The sequence below is a fragment of the Candidatus Defluviilinea gracilis genome (assembly GCA_016716235.1).
Classification (GTDB): Bacteria; Chloroflexota; Anaerolineae; order Anaerolineales; family Villigracilaceae; genus Defluviilinea; species Defluviilinea gracilis.
This window is the reverse complement of sequence record JADJWS010000002.1, coordinates 552,686-578,044: the sequence shown is the minus strand read 5'-3', so window position 1 is coordinate 578,044 and position 25,359 is coordinate 552,686. Positions and strand designations below refer to the sequence as shown.

Sequence of the window (25,359 nt, the reverse complement as noted above, 5' to 3'; positions counted from 1 at the left end):
GATACGCCAATTACGGTGGGTCGTGTCGAAAATTCCATTCGCCGCTGGCTTGTTCCACAAATGACCGCGATCCGATCACTTCGTAAAACGTGATGCCTGGTCGCAGGTAAATGGGCGCGCCATCCAGCGTGGCGAAGTAAAGCGGCTGATCTGGGTTCGTTCGGTACCATTTTGCCGGTATCCCTATCCCATCGCGGAAGACGTATGCTTCACCGGAGCCAGTGAGATCGATCTTGAAGACCTCGTCGTCTTCATCGTACTCGTTGGCGAAAGAATGATAAGCAAGCATCACGACCACGTTCGCCGCATGAACATGTTGCGATGTGACGCGGTCGACAAGCGGCGCATAAGAACCTTCCTTGCCGTCGCGAACGTCGGCAATTTCTTGATAGCGGTAGTACTGCTGATCTTGCGGGCTATATAGCCAGTAATGATACGAGTCTGCAGAATAGTGAGTGGAAATCTTGATGCCGCCCAGTCCCGCCGCCGGAGGCGCGGCGTCGAACAACCCATCGCGGATGATCTGGGGTGAGTTATCTTTTCCGCCGCGCAAGGCGCAATCTGCCATGAGGGTGGTGTTGAAATATGAATTATTGTACGGCTCGACCGTCTGTTCGCGTTCCGTTAAAAAGTGGAAGGGCGGACACGAGCCGTTCGTCGGTGTGAGTAGGAGATCGGCAAATTCGCTCCCTTGAAAATATCCCAGTTCGCGCGGGTCGGCAAATTTGAATACCAGGAAGGCGTGATACATGCGTTGCACGTGTTCATCGAAGTAACGTCCGGAGCGAACGGGTCCCACCCATTCCGAATCGTTGCCATAAAATACCGCGATGAAACGCGTCAAACCGTCTTCAATGTAATATTCAAAAACCTGGTCGGCGAGCGTCAGGCCGGATTGCGGGCGCATATAGCGCGGGTAGTTCGCCACTTTGATCGCCATCGGGCGGCGTTGCAACAACGCCGGGTCGACGGGCGGCAAGCCGGTTAATGGATTCAAGGTTGTGGTCACAGTGAAGGCTGGGATCATCGCATCGGCGGGGATGTATTCCGGCATGATGAGGAACGGGGTTGGCGTAAAAGGGGGAAGGGGGGTCAGTGTGGGCAGGTAAACCGGCGTGGGAGCCGAATCAGAATAAGGGGCATCTGAAGCGATATTCGTCAGGGACTGAAAAGGGGTTGGAGAGGGGAGTTCTTCGGCTGAAACCTTATCTGCCGCCGCATTGCATCCTGTAAGAAAAAGCAACACGGAAATGACGAGGGTGTGTAAGAAGCGCATGTCGGGATTCTACAACAAATGAGTGATGATGCAAATCCCGCTCGTTTCAATTCCCTATCAAAGAGGGGAGTGGTGAAACAAGTGTGTAAAAACCCTCTTTGCCACAGAGAACACCGAGATCACAGAGAACAATCTCAACTTCTCTGTGATCTCGGTGGCTTAGCGCGCCCAAATAGCCGCTCCCATAAAGAGACGAGCGGGTCAAACCTGATAAAATACCTGTCGCATGTTCATTCTCATCACAGTTGGCATTCTTCTCGTTACCGCTCTGCTTGTGTTGATGGTGCGGGTCTTTCTACCCGCCGCGGGCTATACGTGGTTGATTGCCGCCGTTGGCGCGTTCCTGGCGTGGGCAAGCGTGTTCGCGTGGATCAACAAGACGGATCGTTTGCAGTTCTTGATCTGGCAACCCGTTTCGTTGTTTTCACAATCGCCAACTTTTGTCACTGACCCAATCGCTTGGGCGTTTGCATTAAGCATGCTCACGCTCACTTTATCGGTGATTATCACTTCGGTGGTAAGGAGCAACTTTCCCAGCGCATTAAGTTGGGTTGGCGCGCTCGTGCTTTCCTCGCTGGGAACGCTTGCCGCCGTCGCCGATAACCCGGTTACCCTTGCATTGATCTGGGCGGCGATCGATCTCGTCGATCTCATCGTTCAACTACGTTTTGTCGAAGAGCCAACGCTGGGCGAACGAGTAGTGATTTCGTTCGCAGCGCGCATTGCAGGCACCCTGGTTTTACTCTGGGCAAATGTGGCGAGCGCGGCTCAAGGGGTTACGTTGGATTTCCACGCTTTGACATCACAAGCCTCTTTATTCCTCCCGCTTGCCGCGGCGTTGCGGATCGGCGTTTTACCTCTGCATCTGCCATATCCCGGCAGATCCGCATTACGCCGAGGCTTTGGCACTGTATTGCGGATGATCTCCGCAGGATCCAGCCTCATTTTGCTGGCGCGCATTCCCGCCGGCAGTATCAACTCGCCTTTCACCCCATACATTCTGATACTCATCGCTTTCGCCGCGTTATACGGCGGGTGGATGTGGTTGCGCGCTCCGGATGAATTAACAGGGCGCCCATTCTGGTTGATCGGTGTTGGCTCGCTGGCAGTTGCCGCCGCCTTGCGCGCAAATCCCATCGGCGCGGCGGCATGGAGTTGCGCCCTCATCCTATGCGGCGGCGTTTTGTTTTTGTCTTCGGAGCCGAACAAATGGCTCGTGCGCTCGCTATGGATCGCCGTGTTTGGAATTTCCGCGCTCCCATTTTCACTGACCGCCAGCGGATGGTCCGGCGGAACCGGCTTCTTCCTGGCGTGGCTTCCGCTCCTGCTTGCGCAAGCCATGCTGGTGTCTGGGTTTATCCGACACATTCTTCGCCCACCCGCATCGCGCGAATATTACGAGGATCAACCACTTTGGGGAAAAAATATCTACCCTATCGGAATCATTTTGCTGTTGGCGGTGATCGTCTTTCTAGGATGGTTTGGCGGGGACGGCTCGCTGCAATTCGGCAACGTGATCGCGGGACTTGCCGCCTCTGCCCTCACTTTCGGCTTGATCTGGTTCACCCCGCGTATTCGCATCCTCAACCCGGTCCGCGCGCACTGGGTGCGCCCCGCCAACCTGACGTGGCTCGATTGGTTATATCAATCCGCATGGAATGTATATCGTCAATTAGGCAGACTGAGCAATATCTTCTCGAACATCCTCGAGGGCGACAGCGGAATTATGTGGACTTTGCTCTTTCTCGCCCTCTTCATCTCTTTCTTCACCCAAAGGATTCCTTGAGATGAACATCCTTGTTTGGGTCGCGGTCGTTGTCATCCTCGTCACCTCGGTGGGACTGCTCACCGCGCGAGACTGGCGAATCAGCATTGTCTTCCTTGCCGCGCAGTATTTCGCCATGTTCATCCTGCTCCTCCCCCATTTGCCGCTTAGCATGGCTTCCGTCAAAGTGGTGACAGGGTGGATGTGCTCCGCGATCCTCGGCATGACGCGGTCTGACATGACAGACGATGATTCGGAGGAAAATCTCTGGCCCCGGGGAAGGCTGTTCAGCCTGTTTGCCGCAGGGATGGTCGTCTTGATCGTGGCAGGCGCAACGCCCTCTATAAACAACATCATGGCTGACGCCGGCGCGGCAGTCACTGCGGGCGGATTATTGCTGGTTGGCTTGGGTTTACTTCACCTGGGCATCACATCGCACATTCTGCGCGTAACACAGGGCTTGCTCACCGTCATTGCCGGTTTTGAAATCATCTATTCCTCCGTTGAATCTTCCGCGCTGGTGGTTGCCCTGTTGGTGGTCATCAACCTGGGGCTGGCGCTGGTCGGTTCCTACCTGATGATCGCTTCACAACACCGTGAACCGGAGGCATTGTGACCACAAACGCGCCCACGATTTGGATCCTCGTACCGCTTGGGTTTGGCATCCTGCTTCTATTCGTCCGTAATGCGCGCGCCATCAGCGCGCTCGGAGGAACGCTTGCCGTTCTGCTCGCGCTTCTCGCGCAGTTCATCCCGATCGAAACGGCGTTGCGGTTTGGAGAATTCTCCGTAAAAATCGATTCGTCCATATCCATACTCGGGCGCGCGCTCTTGATCTCGCCCGCCGAGGGGTCATTGCTCGCGTTGATCTATGCCGGCTCATCGCTCTGGTTTTTTGGGTCGCTCGCGGCTGAACGCTCAGCGCGCGTGGCGCCCGTCGGACTCATGATCACCGCTTTGATGGTCGCCGCGCTGGCAGTGCAACCATTCCTCTATGCGGCATTATTTATCGAGATGGCGATCCTCATATCGATACCCATGCTCTCCTCCTTGTATGCAACACCCGGCAAAGGTATCGTTCGTTTCTTGATCTATCAGACGCTTGCCATGCCATTCATTTTATTGGCAGGCTGGTTACTCGCCGGCGTAGAAGCCAGCCCCGGCGACCTCGCTCTCGCGGCGCAATCCGCTTCCGTGCTGGGACTGGGCTTCGCGTTCCTACTCGCGATCTTTCCTCTGTACAACTGGATTCCCATGCTGATGGAGGAGTCGCCTCCATTTACGGTCGGCTTCCTGTTATGGATTCTGCCCACTATCACGATCCTCTTCGGCGCGGGGTTCCTCGACCGCTATTCGTGGATACGCTCCTCGCCGCAACTCATTTCAGCGCTCCAATTTGCCGGCTTGCTCATGGTAACGACAGGCGGGCTGTGGGCGGCTTTTCAACGTCACTTCGGACGCATCATGGCGTATGCGTCTATCGCAGAAACCGGGTTCTCCATTCTGGCGCTCAGCGTTGATTCCCGGTATGGCATCCCGATCCTGTTCTTATTGATACCCGCGCGCGCATTAACTCTCGCCTTATGGTCGCTCGCGCTGAACATCATCAAGGAAAACGCCGAAACGATGCGCTTTTCATCGACGCGCGGTATGTTGAGGAATACGCCGTTAGCCGCAACGGGAATCGTCCTCGCCACGTTATCCACAGGCGCGTTCCCCCTCTTGGCAAGTTTCCCGCCGCGGCTGGCGCTTTGGGAAAATATTTCACGCGCATCCTCCGCCTCTGCCATTTGGATGGGTCTTGGTATGGCAGGGTTTCTAGTGAGTGCCGTGCGTTCGCTGGCGGTGTTCGCGATGGCAGATGAGTTCGCCAGTTGGAAACCGCGCGAAAACCTCCCGCAGATGATTATGCTTGGGCTGGGGATGATCGGGCTTTTCATCCTGGGGTTGTTCCCACAGACCGTGCAAGTTTTTCTCGCGCAACTCCCATTGATGTTCGAGCATCTGGGTCGTTGGCAGAGCTTTTACAGGTTTTCTCAGAGTTCTCTGTGCGCTCTCCCGAAGGACATCGGGACGATATGTGGCAGCAATACAGTCTCTTAGGATGGCTACGGTATAATCCTGCCTGATTTCGGAGGAAGTTATGGATTTTGAACAGATCGTAAAACGCATTGCCTGGTTGGATGACGAACATCGCAAAACACGAAGGACCCTCGTCACGCTCGAAGAACGCATGGCGGCGCTAGAGGGAAACATCGAGGCAGTTGCCAAACAGATCAAGCCGCTGAACAAACAGATCGCAGAGGTCGCATCCACTACGGCGCGCCTGGACCAATTCGACTCGATCTTCGCCAAACAACGCGAAGATATGAACAAGGCGATCGATACGGTTGAGAAACGGATCGAAAAACGCGAAAAGGAATTGATCAAGCGACACGCCCAAGATTTGGAACCGTTAACCAAATCGCTCGAGGCGTTGAAAAAAGCCACCGACCTCACCGACATCAAGCGGCAACTCAAAGCCCTGCCCAACGAAGATGCCCGCCTGCAACTCGCCATCAAAGAATTACATCCCAACATCGACAGCGCCATCCGCGCCGCCGATGAAGCCCTGCGCTCGCAAAAAGCATTTGAAGAGACGCGCAAACAAGATACAAAACGAGTCGCCGACCTGCACGGCGAGTTGACCGCCGTTCGCAAACGAATCGACGAAGCCCGCGCCAAAGCAGACCTTAGCGCAGACGGGCTGAAAACCATCGACAGCCGCATGAACGAACTCATGCTCTCTGAATCTGAACGCAAGAGAGCGCAGACCACATTTATCGAAAGCCAGACCGTTGCGCAGATCGACCGCGAGCATACTTACAAAGAATGGAAAGAAAAATTCGACACGGTCAAACAACAAGCCGAAACGCTTGATCAGCAGATCGTTCAACTTGGAGAAACCCTGCGCTCCGCAAAGAAAGCGCAGGAGACCTACAACGAACTCAACACCAAACTCGAACGACGTATCAACGAAGTGACCGAAATGCAGCGCCTGACAGAAGACCGCCTGCGGCAGGAATGGGTAACCTTCAAAGCCGACGACCAGAAACGTTGGACGGGCTATACACTATCGCAAGACGAAGGCACAAAAGATGTCCGCCGCGTGATGCAAAAACTGGAAGAACGCATCGATCCGCTGGTCGAGTCGATCCAAACCATACAAGACCAGGTCCACCAGACGACGGATGCCACCGAGCAACAACTTCAGGAGTTGATGAACGTCGCCCACGAGTGGATGTCTGCGTATGAGCGCATTATGGGTCACGGCAAAACGGCGAAAAAAAGTAAAAAGTAGAAAGCAGCCTCAACTTTCCATCATAACTTTGCTCTTTCTTCTGTCATAACCAAAGAGAGAAAAGCCCGCCCTGAGTATATCGAGGGGAGGAAAGATTTTATTGTCATGCGAGTCATCGGAACAGCCGGTCACGTTGACCACGGGAAATCCACGCTCATTGCCGCGCTCACGGGCACACATCCCGACCGCCTCAAAGAAGAGCAGGCGCGCGAAATGACCATCGAACTTGGCTTTGGCTGGCTCACCCTGCCAAGCGGAGAAGAGATCGGTATCATAGACGTGCCGGGTCACCGCGATTTCATCGAAAACATGCTGGCAGGCGTGGGCGGCATCGACGCCGCGCTCCTCATCATCGCCGCAGATGAAGGCGTGATGCCGCAAACAAAAGAACATCTCGCCATTTTGGATCTATTGGAGATTCCCGCCGGTTTGATCGCGCTGACCAAGTGCGACCTCGCTTCAGACCCAGGGTGGCTTGATCTGCTCGAAGCCGACATTCGCGCCATCGTGAAGGACACCGCCCTGCGCCACGCGCCCATCGTCCGCGTTTCTGCCAAGACAAAAACGGGACTCGATGATCTAATTTCCAATCTTCAATCTCTGTTGGAAAATAAACCCGTCCGCCCCGATCTCAATCGTCCCCGCCTGCCTATCGACCGCGTCTTCAGCATGAGCGGGTTCGGCACGGTCGTCACCGGCACATTGAGCGATGGACAATTAACTGTCGGCGATGAAATCGAAATTCTGCCCTCCGGAACTCAAGGACGAGTGCGTGGTTTGCAAACGCACAAGAGAAAAGAGGATAACGCCATCCCCGGCTCGCGCACGGCGGTGAATATCTCCGGCGTGGAAGCAGAATCCATCCGCCGAGGAGATGTGCTCGCCCGCCCGAATCAATATCAACCTGCCCGCAGACTCGACGCGCGAATCCGAATACTACACGATGCAACGACAAGCTTGAAACACAACGACGAGGTCAAATTCTTTGTCGGCGCGAGCGAGGCAGTTGCCACAGTTCGATTGCTGGGGGCAGAAGAAGTACAGCCCGGCAGTGAAGGTTGGATACAACTTGAACTGCGCGAGCCGATCGTTGCCGTGCGCGGCGACCGTTATATCCTGCGGCGCCCGTCGCCCGGCGAAACTTTAGGCGGCGGCAGGATCGTGGATCACCAGCCCAAGGGCAGGCATAAACGCTTCGACGAATCCGTGTTGCGATCATTGGAGTCGCTGGCAGAAGGCTCGCCCGTAGAGGTTCTGCTCGAAGCCGCGAACGCCCTTGGCATCGCGTCGGTCAAAGAAATCGTTTTACGCTCGCGGCTGGATTCGCGCATCGCCGAAAATTCTCTTCCACAATTATTGGATATGAATGCCCTTGTGCTGATCGAAAGCGGGCGCCTCACAGCCAGCAGTGAAATTCTCGCAGGCACAATGAAGCACTGGACTCAACTACGCGAACAGATCGTCCGCTTCGTTGAAGAGTATCATAAGTCTTTTCCACTGCGGCGCGGCATACCGCGCGAAGAACTCAAAAGCAAGTCGAAGGTGACGCCGCGTATTTTTAACGCTGTTCTTGCGCGAATGGGCGCCGAGCGTTCGATCGTGGATCACGCCTCAACGATTTCCCTGCCGGGGCATGAGGTCCGCTTCACGGCGGGCGAGCAGGCAACACTTGAGAAAATGAAGCGCAAGTTCGAGACAAATCCGTTCAGCCCGCCAAGCGTCAAAGAGTGCCAGGCGGAAGTTGGGGAGGGCGTCCTCAACGCGCTGATCGAACTCGGCGAGTTTATGCCGGTGTCAGCCGATGTCATTTTTCGCGCATCCGAGTATGATTCGATGAAGGAAAAGATCAAGCGCAACCTCGAGACACACGGTAAAATTTCGCTCGCGGAAGTCAGAGATATATTCAACACCAGCCGAAAGTATGCGCAGGCTTTGCTCGAACATTTTGACGCGATCGGCTTTACCAAACGCGATGGCGATTTCAGGAAGTTGAGGAACTAATGTGCGGACGATTTACATTGACGGTTGACCCCGCTGAATTACAGGAAAAATTCGGCAACTATACATTTCCGAAAAAATTTGCGCCGCGATTCAATATCGCGCCAACCCAGCCTGTGCTGGCGATCCCGAACACGGAAAAGTTCAAGGCAGATTTTTTTGTGTGGGGGCTGATTCCCATGTGGGCGAAAGACCCCGGCATCGGCGCCCGTCTGATCAACGCGCGTGGCGAAACAGTTGCCGAGAAGCCGTCGTTTCGCGGCAGTTTGAAATACAAGCGCTGTCTGGTGCTCGCCGATGGTTTTTACGAATGGAAAGCGCAACCCGGCAAGAAAACGAAAACGCCGTTTTATATCCACATGAAAGACCGCCAGCCGTTTGCCATTGCGGGCTTGTGGGACACGTGGAACAGCCCGGATGGGTCTTCGATCAAAACCTGCGCGCTCATCACCACCGGACCAAACGAGTTGATGGAAATGATCCACGACCGTATGCCGGTCATCGTGCACCCGCGCGACTACGCCAAATGGCTCGATCCTTCGCCGCAAACGCCCGACCAATTGCTTCCCATCATCAAACCTTTCCCCGCCGAGATGATGGATGCATACCCGGTCAGCGCGCTGGTCAACAAGGCGTCGAACGATAAGCCCGAACTGGTCGCGCCGGCGAAGTAGCCTGTAAGCGCGCTTCGGAAAGGCGCGGTAAAAGAGCCTCTGCCGCAGAGGAGTCCGAAATTTTATAGGAGTTCCACAAACGTTCATTCTTTCGCCCCGACGAGCGCGGCAAGGGCGCAAAATGAATTTCGCTGTGCGATCCGCGTTATGATTCATCAAATTCGATTATCGCTCGCCGGGCGATTCCCGGCGCTGACCTCGCGCGACTTTGCGATTTTCTGGCTGGGACATTTGCTCTCGCTGGTGGGAACATCCATGCAGAACACAGCCCAGCCTCTCCTCGCTTATCGCCTTAGCGGACGCCCCTTCGACTTGGGCTTGATCGGGCTTGCATTCGCCCTGCCAACTTTTTTTCTGGCATTTCCTTCCGGCGTCTTAGTCGAACGGTGGGATAAACGTAAAGCGGTCATGATTCTGCAGGCAGTGATGATGATCGAGACTCTCGTTCTGGCTGTTCTTACCCTGACCGGAAGAATCCAAATCTGGCATATCATTGTTCTTTCGATGGTCTTGGGAATCGCCACCACTTTCGAGATCACTGCGCGGCAATCCATGCTGATCGAACTGGTTGGCGGGGACCTTTTGCCCAATGCCATCGCGTTGCAATCGACGGCTTTCAACATGTCGCGTGTGCTTGGTCCTGCTCTGGCGGCGCCCCTGCTCTTGATTCTTCCCTCAAACGGAGAAGGGTGGATATTCTTGTTGAACGCCTTGAGTTTCGGGGCGATACTCATCAGTTTGTTTTCGGTTCGGTTGATGCACAGAGTGGAACCGACTCCGTCGAATCAATCGATTGCCCGTGATTTTCTGGATGGAGGCAGGTACATTCTCGCGCATCGCAATATCGCGGCAATCATTTTGCTCGCCGCCATACTGGGACTTTTCGGAATGCCGGTCATGCAACAGATCCCCGTGCTGGCAAAAGATGTTCTTGCGCAGGTCGGCGACACCAAATCCATTGTGGATGCCCGCAATAGCGCGTTGTATCTCGCGCTGGGGTCTGGCGCGCTCACGGCGGCTTTGTCGATCGCGTTCAACAATTCCGCGCATCAGAGGGGAGCGCGGCTCGTTTTGGGAGAAGCGGCTTTCATTGTCGGATTGTTGGGCATCGCATTTTTGAATCGGTTTTGGTTTGCAGTCGCGCTGGTAGCGCTCATGGGCTGGGGCGGCGTGACTCAATTTGCCACCATGAATACCCTGCTCCAAACACAAGTGGCAAATGATTTGCGCGGGCGCGTGTATAGCGTGTACTTATGGTCGTTTCAGGGCATCGCGCCGTTCGGGAGTTTGCTGATCGGCTGGATGACGCAAAACCTTTCGCTCCCAGTCACCGCCATGGTCTGCGGAGTGGTGTGCTTATTCGGTTTGGGCGGGATTCAGCTGTTTTTCCCCGCCGCGCGCAGGTCGGCGGCTTAACGTCAGGTTAGCGTTCGAGCGGCGTGGTTGACTTCGATTTTTTGAACGTGTTATGATAATTTTGAGCATACGCCTATGAGCAATAACGAAAAGCGCGGGGTGTTCGCGCGCATTACTGAAACACTGGTCGGCATTGGGCTGGGCGAATCATTCTTTCGCATCGGAACGCTGATTTTGTCGATGGCGTTGATCGGCGCGGTCATCTGGCTCGCGCGGGGCTTCTTCGCGCAGAACGTTCCCGCCGGGGCTGAGGCGCTCTCTCAGGCAACTGAGGCGCCTGTCATCGTGGCGGGAATCGAATCCATCGGCGGGGAAAATTCATTCGGCGGAGTTCCGCGTCTTGCGCAAGTGCATACCACGATCCCCTCGCGTCCGCGCGAGAAGGTGATCGAATATACGGTTGTCGAAGGCGATACGATCTTTGGCATTGCCCAAAATTACGGGCTCGAACCGCAAACCGTTCTCTGGAGCAACTATTACACCTTACTCGATAACCCGCACTCGTTGAAGCCCGGGCAGGAATTGAGTATCCTCCCCGTCAATGGAACGTATCATGAATGGCAACAAGGCGAGGGGTTGAACGGCGTGGCAAAATATTATGGCGTGACCCCGGAAGACATCATCAATTACGCGCCGAATGAGCTGGATCCCGCCACCGTTGGCGACTTCGCCGCTCCCAACATTGCCCCGGGCACCTGGCTGATCGTGCCGGGCGGAAAACGCGAGTTCATTTCATGGAGCGCCCCGCTCGGGGTGACGCGCGAAAACCCCGCTTCGGCGCGCGTGTTGGGACCCGGCGCATGCGAACCGGTGACCGGAGGCGCAGTGGGCTTTGGAACATTCGTTTGGCCCGCAAGCCAGCACGCCCGCTCCGGTTTCGATTATTCGCCCGGCACAAATCACTGGGGTATCGACATCGCCGGCAATGAGGGCGAAGGCGCATACGCCACAGACGCTGGCGTGATCGTGTATGCGGGCTGGAACAACTACGGGTACGGCAATATGATCATGGTGGATCATGGGAATAACTTCCAATCGCTCTATGCGCACCTCAGCGGAATCAGCGTGGTGTGCGGACAAAGCGTCGGACAGGGAGACCTGATCGGCATCATCGGCAACACAGGGCGGTCAAGCGGTTCACACCTGCATTTTGAGATCCGCGCCATCTCATCCTGGGTCAACCCGTGGGATGTGCTGCCGCCGCCATAATGGAGGAACCACACACGAGCGAGTATGCAAATAGCGTCTTGCCGAAGAACTTTATCTCGGCTATAATGCCGTCACCCGCAACAAGAAAGGGCGCTTAGCTCAGTTGGTTAGAGCGCATCTATCACACAGATGAGGCCAGGGGTTCGAGTCCCTTAGCGCCCACAAAACAAAAAACGAGTCGGTTTGACTCGTTTTTTGTTTTGTGCAGGACTTACGCAGTTGGCGCGCAACAGGTTCAACTGCGTCATTCCTAATGTATAAGAGAGTAGTAAGAAATGCGACAAAACAACTCAAACTTGCTTTATAATTTTCGATCATGACCTCACGGACGAATGAACAATGGCTCGCAGAACTCAGGGCATCGGGATTGGAACGCGAAACCGCTCTCGAAGATCTGCGCGCGGTGATTCAAAAAGGCTTGCCCTACGCCCTGTCGCGCTGGCTGTCTCCCGACCAACCACAATTTAATGCCCTCGTGGAGGAAGTCACACAAGAGACCCTCCTGCGCGTGCTCGACCAACTCGGCACCTTCGAGGGACGCAGTCAATTCACCACGTGGGTGCACAAGATCGCCGTGCGGATCGCCCTGACTGAACTGCGGCGCAAACGCTGGCGCGATTCATCGTTGGATGAACTTACGGAAAATGAAGACGTTCCTCCCCCGCCCGGACTGCTCGCAGACACCCACGCCGGGCCCGAAACTTCGGCGGAACGCGCGGATATGTTGACCCATGTCCGGCGTATTATCGAGGAAGAACTAACCGACCGTCAGCGCGAGGCGCTCATCCTGCTAGGCGTGCGCGACATGCCAATGGAAGACGCGGCAAAAAAACTCAAGACCAACCGCAACGCCCTGTACAAACTTTTGCACGACGCGCGCGTCCGCCTCAAAAGCCGACTCTCGATGGAAGACATCGCCCCGCACGAAGTCCTTGCCCTTTTCGAGCAAAAGTAAGATAGCCTCAAGCCCAACCGTCAAACCAATCGGAACCATGAACATCAAAGACCTTGTCAACCGCGTCCGCGCCAACCTAGGCAAGAAACAGGAACTCCCCCACGAGGCTGTGCTCGGCTTTCTCCGCGTGCTGGAAAATCTGCCCGCAGAAGAACTCACCTGCGATGAAATCTACGCTCAATTGGATGAATACGTGGAGCAGGAAGCGCACAGCCAAGACGCCGCGCGCCTCATGCCTCTCATCCGCGACCACCTCGACCTATGCCCCGATTGCTGTGAAGAATACGAAGCGCTGCTCGACGTGGTAAAGAAGACTGAAGAAAATTAAACCGACAGGCGCGCGCCTGTCGGTTTTGATTTGTCCAGGGATAGTCAACTGTCGATTTTGGGTGGATTTCCCCCCCCCCCCCCCCCCCGGCCCGGGGGGGGGCGCCGGGGGGGGGGGGTTTTTTTTTTTTTTGGGGGGGGGGGGGGCGGGGTTTTTTCCCCCCCCCCGGGGGGGGGGGGGGGGGGTGTTTAACAAAAAGCGTTTGGCCAGGTAATTATGGGTGGAACAATTTTTCCCCCGCGCGGATCGGCGCCTTCAGTCGATTCTCGCCCGGCGTGATTGGGCACGACCACATCTCGTTATAGGCGCAATACGGGTTATAGGCAATGTTGAAATCAACCAGGAAGCGATCGCCGGGCAACGGCTCAGGCTCAAGATAACGCCCGGCTGGGTAGGTTTCCGTCCCTGCGAGCGAATCGACGAATGGCAGAAAAAAACCATAACTCGCCTGATAGATCGTAAGTTCGGCATCCTGCCCGTCTGCTTGAAATTTGAAGCGCCCATAGCGAACATACTCTTGCGCCCCACCGGTGGAAGTCTGCATCGCCATCGGAGTCGGTTCGGAAAAACGCTCCACCTTCACCTCAAGCCGTAAGGCGGCATTCTCTTCAAAATAATTCAGTCCGTGAAAATCGTGTTTTTGTTCCGGGGTCAGCGGGCTTTGCGGATGCCGCGCAAAGAATTCATCTTTTTCTTTCCGAAATTCTGTCAATTCGCTCATTGGGTCCTCCGTGTGATTGTAGTTCCTAGAATGGAGCATGAGCCAAATTCTTACACCCTCTTGCACAATTACTTTCCCTGTGCTATCGTTACCTGCACATGACGAACAAAACCGTATTAATACTCGAAGATGAAGGCGACGCCGCCGAACTATTTGCCGAGATGATGCGCGTCAGCGGCTTTCGCGTGTTAAAAGTCTCGAACAGCGCGCCCGCCATCGATTTGATCTCCTCCGAGAAGCCCGATCTCATCATCCTCGATATCATGATGCCCGGCATCTCCGGGCTTGATATTCTCCATCACATGCATCACGACCCCGCCTTGACGAACATACCTGTTGTAGTCGTGTCAGCCAAAGGCACCCCCGCCGACATCAAACGCGGCATGGAAGCCGGAGCCAAGATCTACCTGACGAAACCGGTCGGGTTCCTGGAATTGAAAGAAGCAGTGACCCGCGCCATTGGCGAATAACTGTATGAGCTTGCTCCGCGCCTTCCTCGCCATTGAAATCCCCCGCGCAATACAACTCGCTATCTGGCAGGCAACTTCCCCGCTCCGCAACGAACTCGGTCAACACATCCGCTGGACGCCAGCCGAAAACATCCACCTCACCCTAAAATTTCTTGGAGACATTTCCCCTGCCAGCGTGGACGAACTGGCGCGGGCGATCCGCGCCTCGGTAGACTCCATCCCAGCCTTTGATATCCAAATAGGCGGCTTCGGTTCCTTTCCCAATTTCAAACGGGCGCGCATCTTGTGGGTGGGCGCCCAAGCCTCCACAGAGTTGGACGCGGTATTTCGGGAAGTAGAGTCTGCCTGCGCCCATCTGGGATTCGCGCCCGAGCCTCGCGCCTTTTCCCCGCATCTCACAGTTGCCCGCGTCAAAGCGGACGCATCCTCGGCAGACCGTAACAAAACCACTCGCCTGCTCGAAGCGGCCACAATTGACGTACTCGGCACTGCAAGGGTAGACTCAGTATATCTATTCAAAAGCGAACTAAAACCAACCGGCGCGGTATACACAAAACTTTTCTCCGCGCCGCTACGCGGTGTCTTATTGAGCGAAGCGAAGCATCCCCCTTCATAAAGCGGAGAACCTTCCCTGCGGCTTAAAGCACACACTTTAAAGAGGTGAAACCTGAACACACTCGAACTTGCGCGCAAGATCATCGAAGCCCTTGAAGATAAAAAGGGCGAGGATATTTTACTTCTCGACATCAAAGGTATCGCATCGTTCACAGATTATTTCGTTCTATGCAACGGCACCAGCGACCGCATGTTAGACGCGCTTGCCAAAGGCGTGCTTGAAGCGACCAAATCGGATTATAAGAAAAAGGGCCGCATCGACGGGCGCTCGCAGGAAGGCTGGCTCGTGATGGATTACGGCGATGTGGTGGTGCATCTTTTCTCGCCCGACCAGCGCGAATATTACGACCTTGAAGAACTGTGGAGCGACGGCAAGGTGTTGTTAAGAGTGCGATAACGCGCGGCACAATCATACTTTTGCGACTGGAAAACCGATCCATGAACAAACGATTCTCGACACTCACGTCCGTCATATTGATCCTTTCAATCGGGCTGGCTGGATGCAACGCGCCGCAAGGAGAAGACCCCTCTGCCACAGCGTCAGCGCCCATCATTCCAGTAGACGACAGCCTGCTCACATCCTCGGCCGAAGTGGTGGCTGAAAAATGGGCAAGCCTTGCCTTCATGGTCGGCGCGCAAACGGTGGATATCAAGGTCCGCGTGGGCGATTCCGTCAAGAAAGGCGAACTCCTCGCCTCGATGCCGGAAAATGCCCTGCCGCAAAACATCATCAACGCGCAAGCGGACCTCCTCCTTGCGCAACAATCGCTTGACAATTTACTCGCCTCTGAAACCGCGTTGGCGCAAGCGACCATTGCCCTCCGCGCCGCGCAGACAGCATACGACAAAGCCTTCGACTACCGCGACTCGTTGAACGACCCCATCACGATCACCGAGGTCACAACCAAGGTGGAAGACACCCCGTTCGGCAAGGTGGAGGTGCCCGTCACAAAAGAATATCAGGGCTACGCGGATAAGGAAACGATCGCCAAAGCCGAAGAAGACCTTGTGCTCAAGAAAGGACTGCTCGACGACGCGCAACGCGCTCTGGACCGCCTGACCAACATCAAAGACTCTCCCGATGTGATCGCCGCGCAAACCCGCATCGAAGCCATCGAAGCGGTCTTGAACCAGTCCAAATTATTCGCCCCCTTCGATGGCGTGGTGGTGGAAACCTACGTAAACACCGGCGAGATGGTTTCACCGGGCGCGCCCGTGGTGTTGATCGCCGATCTTACAACACTGCAGGTGCAAACCACAGACCTCAACGAGGTGGATGCCGCGCGCGTCCAAATGGGCGACCCGGTCAGCGTCACGTTTGACGCGCTGCCCAATACGGAAGTGAACGGCAAAGTATCCAACGTCTCCTTGAAGAATGCCCCGGGGTCCGGCGTGTATTTCAATGTTACGATTTCGTTAGACGAAATCCCCGAACAGTTGCGATGGGGAATGAGCGCGTTCGTCGAAATTCAAGCCTCGCGCTAAAAAGACAAATCCTTCACGATGAAAATAGGTTACAAAATCTGATAATCTTCTTGTGAGTTATCGGATTTCTGCATAAAATTTAAGCGCCCGACAATATTTTTTCAAAAGGAGATGCAACCCCATGGTTACCGTTGGTCTTTACTACGATGTGATCCTCGGCAAGGAAAAGATATTCGAAGAGGCAGTGGATAAAATTCTCGACCTGCTGTCAAAAACCCCTGAACACGTGAACAGCTACCTGTACCACCGCGTGCGCGAACCAAACTCGTACGCGATCATTTCAGAATGGTCGTCGAAGGATGCCTTCAGTTCCTTCGTGCAGAGTGATGTGTTCAGGCAAGTGACCAACTGGGGCAAGGCGGAACTTCTTGTGCGACGCCCCAGCCATAAAGTCTACGGTCACGAACGCGACATGCGCTAAACGCATGAACATCCCATGAGCACAACCTCATCCAAGGTGGCGGCGCAGACAGGGTCAGCCGAAGCGACATATCGATTCGCGCGCCTCTTGCGGTTATCAACGTTTCAAATCGGCTCCGCATTGGGAGATATCCTCGTCACCAGCGTATGGAACCGCATTATGATCAACGAATTGGGGCTGAACGCCGCGCCGGTGGGATTGTTGATCGCCCTGCGCTACCTGCTCGCGCCTCTCAGCCTGCTGGCTGGTTATTGGTCCGACACGCGCCCATGGCTGGGATTCCATCGCACGCCGTATGTCTGGGGCGGACGACTATTGATCGTCCTTTCCTATCCGTTGTTGCCTCTCAGCCTGTCGCGCTTCGTCGCCGATCGCAACGATCCAAGCGGCTGGCTGATCGCCATCGCCTGCTTCCTAATGTACGGCACCGGCACGTTGCTCTCCGGCGGAAACTTTCTTGCCCTCGTAAGAGATTCTGTTCCCAAACAACGCCAGGGGTTCGCGGTCAGCGTGATCGAAACGGCGCTGATCATCATGTTCCCGATCGCGGCGATCAGCCTCGGCAGAGCCATGCGCGAATTCAACCTCGACACGTTCTGGTCGGTATCTCTCGCGGTCATGGCGATCAGCGCGTTCTTCTGGTTCTTCGCTGTTGCCGGAATCGAACGCAGGTTCGCCAACCCCCGCGCGGGCAACGCGGAATCCACCCTCCACTTCGGCAAAGCGCTCCGCACAATCTGGCAGGATGTGGACACGCGCCGCTTCTTCGCCTTCCTGGCAATCGCCACCCTAGCCGCATGGATGCAAGAGGCGATCCTCGAACCCTTCGGTGCGCACGTGCTAGGGCAGGATATCGAACAGACCACGCGCTACTCCGCTTATTGGCAAACCGCCACCGTGATCTTTCTGATCGGATGCGCAGTCCGCTTCCGCAAGCGAGCCGCGGAAAAAAATACGCGCCTGACCAAGATCGGGCTGGGAATCATGGCGGCAGGAATGGGCATTCTGGCACTCGCCGCGTTTGGCGCGCAACTGCGCTTATTGCAACTGTCACTGCTGATCTTCGGCGCCGGGTTTGGTTTATACACCTTTGGCGCATTCAGCCTGCTCGTCGCCATGACCTCCGACTCGGAAGCGGGAATGTACCTCGGCTTGTGGACGATCTGCGTTCTCCTCTCTCGTGGAGTTGGCATCGCCCTCGGCGGCATTTTCCGCGACGTATTCCTCTCCCTCACAGGTTCGGCAACCACCACCTACGGCTTGATCTTCCTATTGGAAGCCCTCGGGCTTGTAGTTTCCATCTACGCGCTCGCGCGTGTGGACGTGATCGGGTTCGGGCAACGCGTTGGGCGCCTCTCCGCCGACTCTGACCTATCCACCGCCGAACTCGGTTTATAAACCATGCCGATCCTTGAAGCGAAAGCTCTGCGAAAAATCTTCCAACTGGGCGAGCATACCGTTCATGCCCTGGCAGGCGTGGATTTCGCCATCGAAAAAGGCGAGTTCGTCGCGCTCATGGGCAGGAGCGGGAGCGGCAAATCCACGCTCCTGCATCTCATCGGCGGACTCGACCGCCCCACCGACGGCGAAGTGACTCTCGCGGGCATGCAACTCTCCCTGCTCGACGACGACAAAGTGACGCTCGTCCGACGCCGCAACATCGGTTTCATCTTCCAATTCTTCAACTTGTTACCCACCTTGTCTACTGAGGAGAACGTAGCTCTGCCTCTTACCATCGACGGCAAAGATCTGAACGCTTATCAAGAGCAAATCACCACGCTACTTCGACACGTGGGGCTGGAGGGACGGCGCCACCACAAGCCCGATCAACTTTCAGGAGGCGAACAACAACGCGTGGCAATTGCCCGCGCGCTGGTCACACAACCCTCCATTGTGCTGGCAGACGAGCCGACAGGCAACCTCGATTCAAAGAACAGCACAGCCATCATGGAACTTCTGCGCCGTTCATGCGACGAACTCCAGCAAACGACCATCGTCGTCACACACGATCCGCGCGCCGCGGCATACGCCGATCGGGCAGTCTTCCTGCGAGATGGACTCATCGCCAAAGAACTCCGCTTCAAGAAGGCGGTGAAAGTGGCTGAGCGCCTGAGCGCGATTCTCAAAACGATGGAAAACCTCCCCGAGCAGAATTAACCTCGCGTCCGAAAAGAAGCGCGGATGAGAATCAAGCAAAACAATCGCTTCACAGAATCAATAGATCGCGAAATCAGGTTCTTGCCGCAGAGAAACCAACATGATACAAAACATCCTGCTGGCGATCCGCTCGTTGATTGCCCGCCCCCTGCGCACACTGCTCACCACCTTTGGCATTGTGCTTGGCGTGGCAGTGATCCTTAGCATCAACATCACCAACCGAAGCACGCTTGCCGCCATCACGCGGTTATTCAGCGAATCCTCCGGCAGAACCAACCTGGTGGTCACCAACGCCGACCTAACCCTGGGTGGATTCGACGAGGGGATTTTGTATCGTATCGAATCGGTTGCGGGCGTGTCTGCCGCCGTGCCGCTTATCCAATCGCAGACCCTGCTCGCCGACGATTCCCAACGCAATGAATTCAATGTCAGTTTCTTCGGCATTGTGCCGGGCGGACTGCTGGTATACGGCATCGACCCGGCAAAAGACACGCTGGTGCGCGATTACAAACTCGAAGCAGGCACGTTCCTCACCGAAGACCTCAACGAATTTCACATCGTGCTGGCGCGCGAGTTCGCCGAAGAGAACAACCTACAGTTGGGGAAGAGCGTCACCATCCGCACACCGGCGGGGAGCGCCCGCTTGAAGATCATCGGCTTGATCTCGCGCGAGGGACCGGGACAGTTAAACAACGGCGCATTCGGAGTCGTTCCGCTCGACACGGCGCAAAAAATCTTCGAACGCCCCAACGAACTCGACCAGGTGGATATCCTCGCCGCAGAGGAAAACCGCTCGCCGCAGGAACTGGACGCGCTGAAAACCGCCCTGCAAGACCGCATTGGCGTGCAATATTCAGTGATCTTCCCCGCCACGCAAGGCAAGCGCGTCTCGCAAATGGTGAGCGGATATCAAACCGGCTTGAACATTTTCAGCATCATCGCCATCTTTGCGGGGGCATTCCTGATCTACAACGCCTTTTCGATGACCGTCATCGAACGCACGCGCGAGATCGGCATGTTGCGCACGCTCGGCATGACCCGCTGGCAAGTGATGAAACAGATCCTGCTGGAGGCGGTCACGCTCTCCATCGCAGGCTCTGCCATCGGCATCGGTTTGGGAATTTTACTCGCGCGAGGGTTGATCCGCGTGACCGAGGTTTTCCTCGCGCAAGATGTGAGCGATGTCGCCATCCCCGCTTCGGCGCTGGTCACCAGCGCGGGCATCGGCATGATCGTCACGCTCTTGGCAACGGTCATCCCCGCGTGGCAGGCGGGGCGCATCTCTCCGCTTGAGGCGTTGCGCATCCGCGGCAACAGCGACGACACCACAGCCATCCAACGCGGACTGCGAGTGGGCGCCGCCTTCATGCTGATCTCGCTCATCGTGATCTTTCTGCTCCCCATCCCCGAACCGTTTGGAAGCCGCATCAACAACATGGCAGTGCTCGGCATGATGTTCGGCGGCGCGTTGCTCATCCCCGCCTCGGTTGGTTTATGGGAACGCTTCACGCGCGCCACAGTCCGTCGCATGTATGGGCGCGAGGGGCAACTGGGAAGCCGCAACATCGAGCGTTCGCGCTGGCGCACCGCGCTCACCGTCGCCGCGCTGATGATCGGCGTGGCAATGATCCTCAGCATCCGCGCGGTGACCATCGCCTTCGACCGCGACATCCGCAGTTGGATCGACGTGTATATCGGCGGCGACCTCTTCGTGTTCTCCTCCATCCCCATGCGGAACGATCTACAGGCGAAGTTAGCCGCTGTCCCCGGGGTAGACGCGGTGACTCCCATCCGCTACCTCGACATCAAGCGCGTCAAACCCGACGGGGAAACTGAGCCGCTTGCCCTCACCGCCGTCGACCCCGCGTCGTATTCGCAGGTCACCTCGTTCGCGTTCACCGACAGCGTAGGCGAGCCGGCAGACTTCCTTGCCCAACTTGCCGGTGGGGATACCATTTTCATTTCGAGCGTGCTCGCCGAAAAATATGGGTTAAAGCAGGGCGATACGCTTACGCTGAAAACGAGGCGCGGTGAACGAAAATTCAAAATTGCCGCCATTGTGGTGGATTATTACAATCGCGGCATGGTCGTGCAAGGCAGTTGGCGCGACTTGAAACGATACTTCCAGGTCAACGACGCCAGCGCGTATCTTGTGCAAGTGGAGACAGACGCCGACGAAACCGCCGTGCAACAACAGATCGACAAACTCTACGGCAAGCGCCGCAACCTGACCATCCAATCGAACCAGACGCTGAAATCCAGCGCGCTAAACCTGATCGGGCAAACCAGCAGTCTGTTCGATGTGTTGGCGTTCATCGCCATGATCGTCGCGTCGCTGGGCGTGGTGAACACCATGACCATGAACGTGCTCGAACGCACGCGCGAACTCGGCATGTTGCGCAGTCTTGGTATGACGCGCTGGCAGATGATCAAGATGATCCTTGCCGAAGCCCTGCTCATCGGCGTGATCGGCGGCGGACTGGGGTTGCTCTTCGGCTTGTTCCAATCGCGGGTGGTGATCTCGACCGTGAATTCCACAGCGGGCTACGACCTGACCTACATCCTCCCCACGCAGGGAATCGTTGTGAGCCTGATCATCGCGTTGTTCGTCTCGCAATTGGCGGCGATCCTCCCCGCGGCGCGCGCGGCGCGATTACGAATCATCGAGGCGATTCAATTCGAATGAAATCGTACATCACCCCGCTGGATGCTGAGAGTCAAGCCGCCAAGTCAGACGTGGGCGGCAAAGGGCTGAGTTTATTATGGATCGCCCAGCAGGGATTCCGCACCGCGCCGGGCTTCATCGTCACCACCGCAGCCTTTCTGGACGGTCAATTCGGGAGCGCGGCGCTTCAACCCGAAATCGACGCGACGATTCGCGCGGCGTATAAAAAACTTGGCGGGCGCGTCGCCGTCCGTTCTTCGATGGTCGGGGAAGATGGCGCCGAGGCTTCGTTCGCCGGTCAATTGGACACTCATCTCAACATCACAGGCGCGGACGAGGTTGTGAAAACCGTCCGCGCGTGTTGGGCGTCGATGTTGAACCCGCGCGTCAGCGAATATATCAAACAACACAACGGCATCTTCGATGTTTCGATGGCGGTCGTGGTGCAACGGATGGTGGAGGCGCGCGCGGCAGGTGTGGCATTTTCCGCCGACCCGATCTCCGGCGAGGACCTGGTCGTTATCGAAGCAGTGCGCGGGTTGGGCGATGTGGTCGCCTCTGGCATGGTGAACCCGGATCGCTGGGTCGTTTCGGCGGAGGATCGAATCATCGACTCGCTGACACATTCGGCGGACGCTCCCTCGCTGACCGAGGAGCAGGCAGTCGAATTTGCGCGTATCGTTCGGCAGGTGGGGGTGAAAGCCGGCTCGCCCCAAGATGTGGAATGGGCATGGGATGGGCGCGATTTTCTTCTTTTGCAAGCCCGCCCGATCACCACGCTTCAAGACCGCGACACGTACTCCAACCGGTTCGTTTCTGAAATGGTGCCGGGGTTGGTCAAACCGCTGGTGTGGTCCACCACCACAACCGCCATGGTGGACAATGTCTTCACACGCATCTTCGATGAACTGCTGGGCAAAGGCAGGGTGGATACGTCCAAACTGGTGCGGCGCATCAACTCGCGGGTGTACGCCAACGTGACCGTGCTCGGCAAAGCCTGCGAAAAGATTGGCTTGCCCGCCAACTTCTTCGAGACTGTCACGCGCGGCGAGAAGCCAACCAACGCGCGCAGATCATTCTTCTCTTTTAACAACCTCCCTGAAAAAATCCGTTTGATCCGTTTCGTGTGGCGGAACAGCCGCATCGCGCCCAGCGCCGAGACGTTCATCTCGCGCCGCCATACGGAACTCGAGCCGTTCCGCCGGTTGGAAACCTCCACGCTGGGGATCGAAGAATTGCTAGCCGCGCTCGAGCAGTTGAAGAGGTATCATAAAGAAGCGCAGTGGAATGTGTTCATTACAGCGTTGAATATGAGCGTGCGCAACCGCATGCTGGGAAGGATGGTTCAGCGCAACGCGCCGGAGGTGTCGCCTGGCGACTTGTTGAACGGCTCGTCGCCATCTCATGCGCTTGGCGCAAACCAAGCCTTGCTGGACATGGCGAACCTCGTCCGCGCTTTGAACAGCCATGAAAAACAAATCATTGCCGCCGGCGAGACCGCCGCGATTCAAGCATCGCTGAACAGGAACGAGGATGGCAAACGCCTGCTTGCCGCCATGGAAAATTTCAAAGCGCGGTTTGGTTTCCTCAGCGCGAACGGCACCGATTTTTCACTGCCCTCCTGGCGCGAAACGCCGTCGATGTTGTGGCAGATGGTGGGCAGGCTTGCCAACCAGCCCAACCCCACCTTTACCAATACGGCGGAACGGCAGGCGTTCGCGCTCAAAAAAGTGAAATCGCATCTCACGGCGGTTCAGCGCAGGCGGTTCGAGCGCCTGCACGCCGCAACGCTGAAGTACATCGATCTGCGCGAACGCGCCAGCCAGTTGATCTCGGAGGACGCGCATCTCATGCGGCGCGTGTATCTCGCCCTGGCAGAACAATTGGTCACACGAGGAAAACTCCGGGCGCGTGACGATATTTTCTTCCTCAGCCACGAGGAAGCGCTGAGGCTTGCCCGCGAGGGGATGGACGAGGAGGAGGCGAATCGGCTGGTGGCGGCGAGGCAGTTTGAATTGGCGAGAGACGCGGAGTTCGATCCGCCGGAGGTTATTCGCGGGGGCGTATCGGTCCGGCGCGGTGAAACAGTCGAGGGCGAATCATCCGATGTGTTAACCGGCATCAGCGGGAGCGCGGGCGTGGCGCTCGGGCGGGCGCGGATCGTGCGCGACCCGGCGCATGCGCCCCAGGACCTAAGCCGCGAAGATATTCTCGTGGTGCCCTTCACCGATGTGGGCTGGACACCCCTGCTGGCCGGCATCGGCGGCATTGTGGCAGAAACGGGCGGGCAACTTTCGCACACCGCCATCGTGGCGCGCGAATACGGCTTGCCAGCCGTGGTCAGCGTGAAGCGCGCCACGCAACGCGCGCGCGAAGGCGAATGGATTCTTGTGGATGGCGCGCAAGGGCGCGTATATTTGAATCAGGAGGCTCAACCATGAATACAAGTTTGGTCTTGATAGCGGCGGGGATCGGCTATCTCTTTGGCTCGGTCTCGTTTGCGCGCGTGGTGGCGCGGCTCTTTGCGCCGGGCATCGACCCCTCGAATGTGAGGCTCAGCATTCAAAACACCGATGAGAAATTCCAAGTGGGCGTGACGAGCGCGACCACGCTTTCGATGCAGGGAGGTCCGAAACTCGGGTTCCTCACCGCCATGCTCGATATGCTCAAAGTGGCTCTGCCCACGCTGTATTTCAAAACGCAATATCCCGGCGAATTTTATTTCCTCGTCACCGCGCTGGGGGGTATGGTCGGTCACGTGTGGCCCGTGTGGTATCGCTTCAAAGGCGGGCGCGGATTGACCGCCGTGTACGGCGCCATGTTCACCGTAGACTGGGTTGGCACATTCGTCACCTTCTTCGGCGGGATGCTGTTGGGCATCATCGTGATCCGCGATTTGCTCGTGGCGTATCTCTCCGGCTTGTGGTTGTTGGTGATCTGGCTTTGGTTCCGCACGCACGAGATGGCGTATGTGTGGTACGGTCTTGCCGCCAATTTGATCTTTCTTTTTTCGATGATCCCCGAGATCAAACAATACCTCGACTTGAGGCGGCGCGGATTTGGCGCGGATATCGGCGAGACGGTGCAACTGACCGGCATGGGACGCGGCATCTACCGCTTCGCCAAGCGATTGAAGCTGATTCGCGATAGCAAGTGAATCCACAGCCTGTAGTTTTTCTCGGCGGCTTCCTCAGCGTTCCCGCCATCTACGCGGGGATGGCGGAGGAGATCGCGCGCGTCAGCGGGCAACGAGTCTTCATTGCGCAGGCGCGCACGCATCATTGGCTGACGACGGTCACTGCCGCGGGCTGGGCGCTCGTCATCCGCAAATTGGATGAGGCGGCGCGCGAGGCGGTGAAGTTTTCCGCCACCGGCAAAGTGACAGTTGTCGGTCACAGCTCGGGCGGAGTGATGGCGCGGCTGTACCTCGGCGCAAAGCCTTTTAGCGGGCGCGCGTTCAACGGCGCGCAATGGGTGGATACGCTGGTCACGTTGGGAAGTCCGCATTACAACCATCGCGGCGGCAGGTTGCGCAACCGGGTCAATGCCATGTACCCCGATGCGTTCTTCGCGCCGCAGGTGAAATATATTTCGGTGGCGGGGAAATCCCTGCAAGGCAAGCGCGAGGGTTCCTCTGCGGAGCGTCGACTCTATGGCGTATACAAACGCCTATGCGGAGACGGCTCTGCATGGGGCGACGGGTTCGTGCCGATCGAGTCCGCTTTGCTGAAAGGGTCCGAGCAGATCGTGCTGGAGGGCGCGCATCATTTTGGCTTGAAAGGCAATTTATGGTACGGGACGCCGTCCCTTGTGGAGGAGTGGTGGAGGGCGGTTGGGTAGTCACGTAGTTGGGTAGTCTGATAG

General features: G+C 56.7%; 23 protein-coding genes and 1 tRNA gene. 22 read left to right on the top strand and 2 right to left on the bottom strand.

The genetic code is table 11. The features are described from left to right. Positions 1-10: 10 nt before the first annotated feature. Positions 11-1,276 (bottom strand): DUF3048 domain-containing protein, encoded by a 1,266-nt coding sequence (locus IPM31_13730; GenBank protein ID MBK9008038.1) that lies wholly within the window; start codon positions 1,274-1,276, stop codon positions 11-13. A 226-nt stretch (positions 1,277-1,502) separates the two neighbouring features. On the opposite strand from IPM31_13730, the gene IPM31_13725 reads away from it, so the two are divergent. The 11 genes from IPM31_13725 to IPM31_13675 all read left to right on the top strand — a co-directional run bounded on the left by IPM31_13725 (position 1,503) and on the right by IPM31_13675 (position 12,961). Continuing rightward, the gene (locus tag IPM31_13725) at positions 1,503-3,062 is read left to right on the top strand and encodes a hypothetical protein (protein ID MBK9008037.1); all 1,560 of its coding nucleotides are present in this window, start codon (positions 1,503-1,505) and stop codon (positions 3,060-3,062) included. A 1-nt stretch (position 3,063) separates the two neighbouring features. Continuing rightward, positions 3,064-3,657: a hypothetical protein gene (locus IPM31_13720; protein ID MBK9008036.1), complete on the top strand. Its 594-nt coding sequence runs from the start codon at positions 3,064-3,066 to the stop codon at positions 3,655-3,657. After that, positions 3,654-5,144 carry a hypothetical protein gene (locus tag IPM31_13715; GenBank protein MBK9008035.1) on the top strand — a complete coding sequence of 497 codons (1,491 nt, stop codon included), beginning with the start codon at positions 3,654-3,656 and terminating at the stop codon, positions 5,142-5,144. The genes IPM31_13720 and IPM31_13715 overlap by 4 nt, the downstream gene beginning before the upstream one ends. Before the next feature lie 40 nt (positions 5,145-5,184). Next, positions 5,185-6,381 (top strand): hypothetical protein, encoded by a 1,197-nt coding sequence (locus tag IPM31_13710; GenBank protein MBK9008034.1) that lies wholly within the window; start codon positions 5,185-5,187, stop codon positions 6,379-6,381. A gap of 105 nt (positions 6,382-6,486) precedes the next feature. Then, complete coding sequence (selB, locus tag IPM31_13705) at positions 6,487-8,382, top strand: selenocysteine-specific translation elongation factor (protein MBK9008033.1); 1,896 nt, start codon at positions 6,487-6,489, stop codon at positions 8,380-8,382. Then, positions 8,382-9,053: an SOS response-associated peptidase gene (locus tag IPM31_13700; protein MBK9008032.1), complete on the top strand. Its 672-nt coding sequence runs from the start codon at positions 8,382-8,384 to the stop codon at positions 9,051-9,053. Before selB ends, IPM31_13700 begins: the two co-directional genes overlap by 1 nt. 147 nt (positions 9,054-9,200) lie before the next feature. Beyond that, positions 9,201-10,469: an MFS transporter gene (locus tag IPM31_13695; protein MBK9008031.1), complete on the top strand. Its 1,269-nt coding sequence runs from the start codon at positions 9,201-9,203 to the stop codon at positions 10,467-10,469. A gap of 75 nt (positions 10,470-10,544) precedes the next feature. Then, the gene (locus IPM31_13690) at positions 10,545-11,678 is read left to right on the top strand and encodes a peptidoglycan DD-metalloendopeptidase family protein (protein ID MBK9008030.1); all 1,134 of its coding nucleotides are present in this window, start codon (positions 10,545-10,547) and stop codon (positions 11,676-11,678) included. 88 nt (positions 11,679-11,766) lie between these two features. Then, positions 11,767-11,840: transfer RNA gene (locus IPM31_13685), tRNA-Val, on the top strand. Positions 11,841-11,994: 154 nt separating this feature from the next. Continuing rightward, on the top strand, positions 11,995-12,633 hold the full coding sequence (locus IPM31_13680) for a sigma-70 family RNA polymerase sigma factor (GenBank protein ID MBK9008029.1): 639 nt from the start codon (positions 11,995-11,997) through the stop codon (positions 12,631-12,633). A gap of 37 nt (positions 12,634-12,670) precedes the next feature. Beyond that, the gene (locus IPM31_13675) at positions 12,671-12,961 is read left to right on the top strand and encodes a hypothetical protein (GenBank protein ID MBK9008028.1); all 291 of its coding nucleotides are present in this window, start codon (positions 12,671-12,673) and stop codon (positions 12,959-12,961) included. Positions 12,962-13,175: 214 nt separating this feature from the next. On the opposite strand, the gene IPM31_13670 is transcribed toward IPM31_13675, so the two are convergent. Next, positions 13,176-13,682, bottom strand: a complete 507-nt coding sequence (locus IPM31_13670) for a DUF1684 domain-containing protein (GenBank protein ID MBK9008027.1) — start codon at positions 13,680-13,682, stop codon at positions 13,176-13,178. A gap of 98 nt (positions 13,683-13,780) precedes the next feature. On the opposite strand from IPM31_13670, the gene IPM31_13665 reads away from it, so the two are divergent. The 11 genes from IPM31_13665 (at position 13,781) to IPM31_13615 (ending at position 25,335) form a co-directional block, all read left to right on the top strand. Beyond that, entirely contained in the window at positions 13,781-14,152 is a 372-nt protein-coding gene (locus tag IPM31_13665) for a response regulator (protein ID MBK9008026.1), read from the top strand. 4 nt (positions 14,153-14,156) lie between these two features. Continuing rightward, complete coding sequence (gene thpR, locus IPM31_13660; GenBank protein ID MBK9008025.1) at positions 14,157-14,768, top strand: RNA 2',3'-cyclic phosphodiesterase; 612 nt, start codon at positions 14,157-14,159, stop codon at positions 14,766-14,768. 78 nt (positions 14,769-14,846) lie between these two features. Further along, positions 14,847-15,164, top strand: a complete 318-nt coding sequence (rsfS, locus tag IPM31_13655) for a ribosome silencing factor (protein ID MBK9008024.1) — start codon at positions 14,847-14,849, stop codon at positions 15,162-15,164. Between the two features lie 41 nt (positions 15,165-15,205). After that, positions 15,206-16,252, top strand: coding sequence for an efflux RND transporter periplasmic adaptor subunit (locus IPM31_13650; GenBank protein MBK9008023.1), 1,047 nt, complete (start codon positions 15,206-15,208; stop codon positions 16,250-16,252). A gap of 121 nt (positions 16,253-16,373) precedes the next feature. Continuing rightward, positions 16,374-16,673, top strand: a complete 300-nt coding sequence (locus IPM31_13645) for an antibiotic biosynthesis monooxygenase (GenBank protein MBK9008022.1) — start codon at positions 16,374-16,376, stop codon at positions 16,671-16,673. 15 nt (positions 16,674-16,688) lie between these two features. Continuing rightward, positions 16,689-18,071 (top strand): BCD family MFS transporter, encoded by a 1,383-nt coding sequence (locus IPM31_13640; GenBank protein ID MBK9008021.1) that lies wholly within the window; start codon positions 16,689-16,691, stop codon positions 18,069-18,071. A gap of 3 nt (positions 18,072-18,074) precedes the next feature. Beyond that, positions 18,075-18,830, top strand: coding sequence for an ABC transporter ATP-binding protein (locus IPM31_13635; GenBank protein MBK9008020.1), 756 nt, complete (start codon positions 18,075-18,077; stop codon positions 18,828-18,830). Between the two features lie 100 nt (positions 18,831-18,930). Then, positions 18,931-21,516, top strand: coding sequence for an FtsX-like permease family protein (locus IPM31_13630; GenBank protein ID MBK9008019.1), 2,586 nt, complete (start codon positions 18,931-18,933; stop codon positions 21,514-21,516). Beyond that, positions 21,513-23,936, top strand: coding sequence for a hypothetical protein (locus IPM31_13625; GenBank protein MBK9008018.1), 2,424 nt, complete (start codon positions 21,513-21,515; stop codon positions 23,934-23,936). The genes IPM31_13630 and IPM31_13625 overlap by 4 nt, the downstream gene beginning before the upstream one ends. Continuing rightward, positions 23,933-24,652, top strand: coding sequence for a glycerol-3-phosphate acyltransferase (locus IPM31_13620; protein MBK9008017.1), 720 nt, complete (start codon positions 23,933-23,935; stop codon positions 24,650-24,652). The genes IPM31_13625 and IPM31_13620 overlap by 4 nt, the downstream gene beginning before the upstream one ends. Continuing rightward, a complete protein-coding gene (locus IPM31_13615; protein MBK9008016.1) occupies positions 24,649-25,335 on the top strand; it encodes an esterase in 687 nt (228 codons plus the stop codon). Before IPM31_13620 ends, IPM31_13615 begins: the two co-directional genes overlap by 4 nt. The last annotated feature ends 24 nt before the right edge of the window (positions 25,336-25,359 follow it).

Coding starts and splice junctions, on each gene's coding strand:
- IPM31_13730 (MBK9008038.1), bottom strand. CDS start 1,276: ATGCGCTTCTTACACACCCTCGTCATTTCCGTGTTGCTTTTTCTTACA.
- IPM31_13725 (MBK9008037.1), top strand. CDS start 1,503: ATGTTCATTCTCATCACAGTTGGCATTCTTCTCGTTACCGCTCTGCTT.
- IPM31_13720 (MBK9008036.1), top strand. CDS start 3,064: ATGAACATCCTTGTTTGGGTCGCGGTCGTTGTCATCCTCGTCACCTCG.
- IPM31_13710 (MBK9008034.1), top strand. CDS start 5,185: ATGGATTTTGAACAGATCGTAAAACGCATTGCCTGGTTGGATGACGAA.
- selB (MBK9008033.1), top strand. CDS start 6,487: ATGCGAGTCATCGGAACAGCCGGTCACGTTGACCACGGGAAATCCACG.
- IPM31_13700 (MBK9008032.1), top strand. CDS start 8,382: ATGTGCGGACGATTTACATTGACGGTTGACCCCGCTGAATTACAGGAA.
- IPM31_13695 (MBK9008031.1), top strand. CDS start 9,201: ATGATTCATCAAATTCGATTATCGCTCGCCGGGCGATTCCCGGCGCTG.
- IPM31_13690 (MBK9008030.1), top strand. CDS start 10,545: ATGAGCAATAACGAAAAGCGCGGGGTGTTCGCGCGCATTACTGAAACA.
- IPM31_13680 (MBK9008029.1), top strand. CDS start 11,995: ATGACCTCACGGACGAATGAACAATGGCTCGCAGAACTCAGGGCATCG.
- IPM31_13675 (MBK9008028.1), top strand. CDS start 12,671: ATGAACATCAAAGACCTTGTCAACCGCGTCCGCGCCAACCTAGGCAAG.
- IPM31_13670 (MBK9008027.1), bottom strand. CDS start 13,682: ATGAGCGAATTGACAGAATTTCGGAAAGAAAAAGATGAATTCTTTGCG.
- IPM31_13665 (MBK9008026.1), top strand. CDS start 13,781: ATGACGAACAAAACCGTATTAATACTCGAAGATGAAGGCGACGCCGCC.
- thpR (MBK9008025.1), top strand. CDS start 14,157: ATGAGCTTGCTCCGCGCCTTCCTCGCCATTGAAATCCCCCGCGCAATA.
- IPM31_13650 (MBK9008023.1), top strand. CDS start 15,206: ATGAACAAACGATTCTCGACACTCACGTCCGTCATATTGATCCTTTCA.
- IPM31_13645 (MBK9008022.1), top strand. CDS start 16,374: ATGGTTACCGTTGGTCTTTACTACGATGTGATCCTCGGCAAGGAAAAG.
- IPM31_13640 (MBK9008021.1), top strand. CDS start 16,689: ATGAGCACAACCTCATCCAAGGTGGCGGCGCAGACAGGGTCAGCCGAA.
- IPM31_13635 (MBK9008020.1), top strand. CDS start 18,075: ATGCCGATCCTTGAAGCGAAAGCTCTGCGAAAAATCTTCCAACTGGGC.
- IPM31_13630 (MBK9008019.1), top strand. CDS start 18,931: ATGATACAAAACATCCTGCTGGCGATCCGCTCGTTGATTGCCCGCCCC.
- IPM31_13625 (MBK9008018.1), top strand. CDS start 21,513: ATGAAATCGTACATCACCCCGCTGGATGCTGAGAGTCAAGCCGCCAAG.
- IPM31_13620 (MBK9008017.1), top strand. CDS start 23,933: ATGAATACAAGTTTGGTCTTGATAGCGGCGGGGATCGGCTATCTCTTT.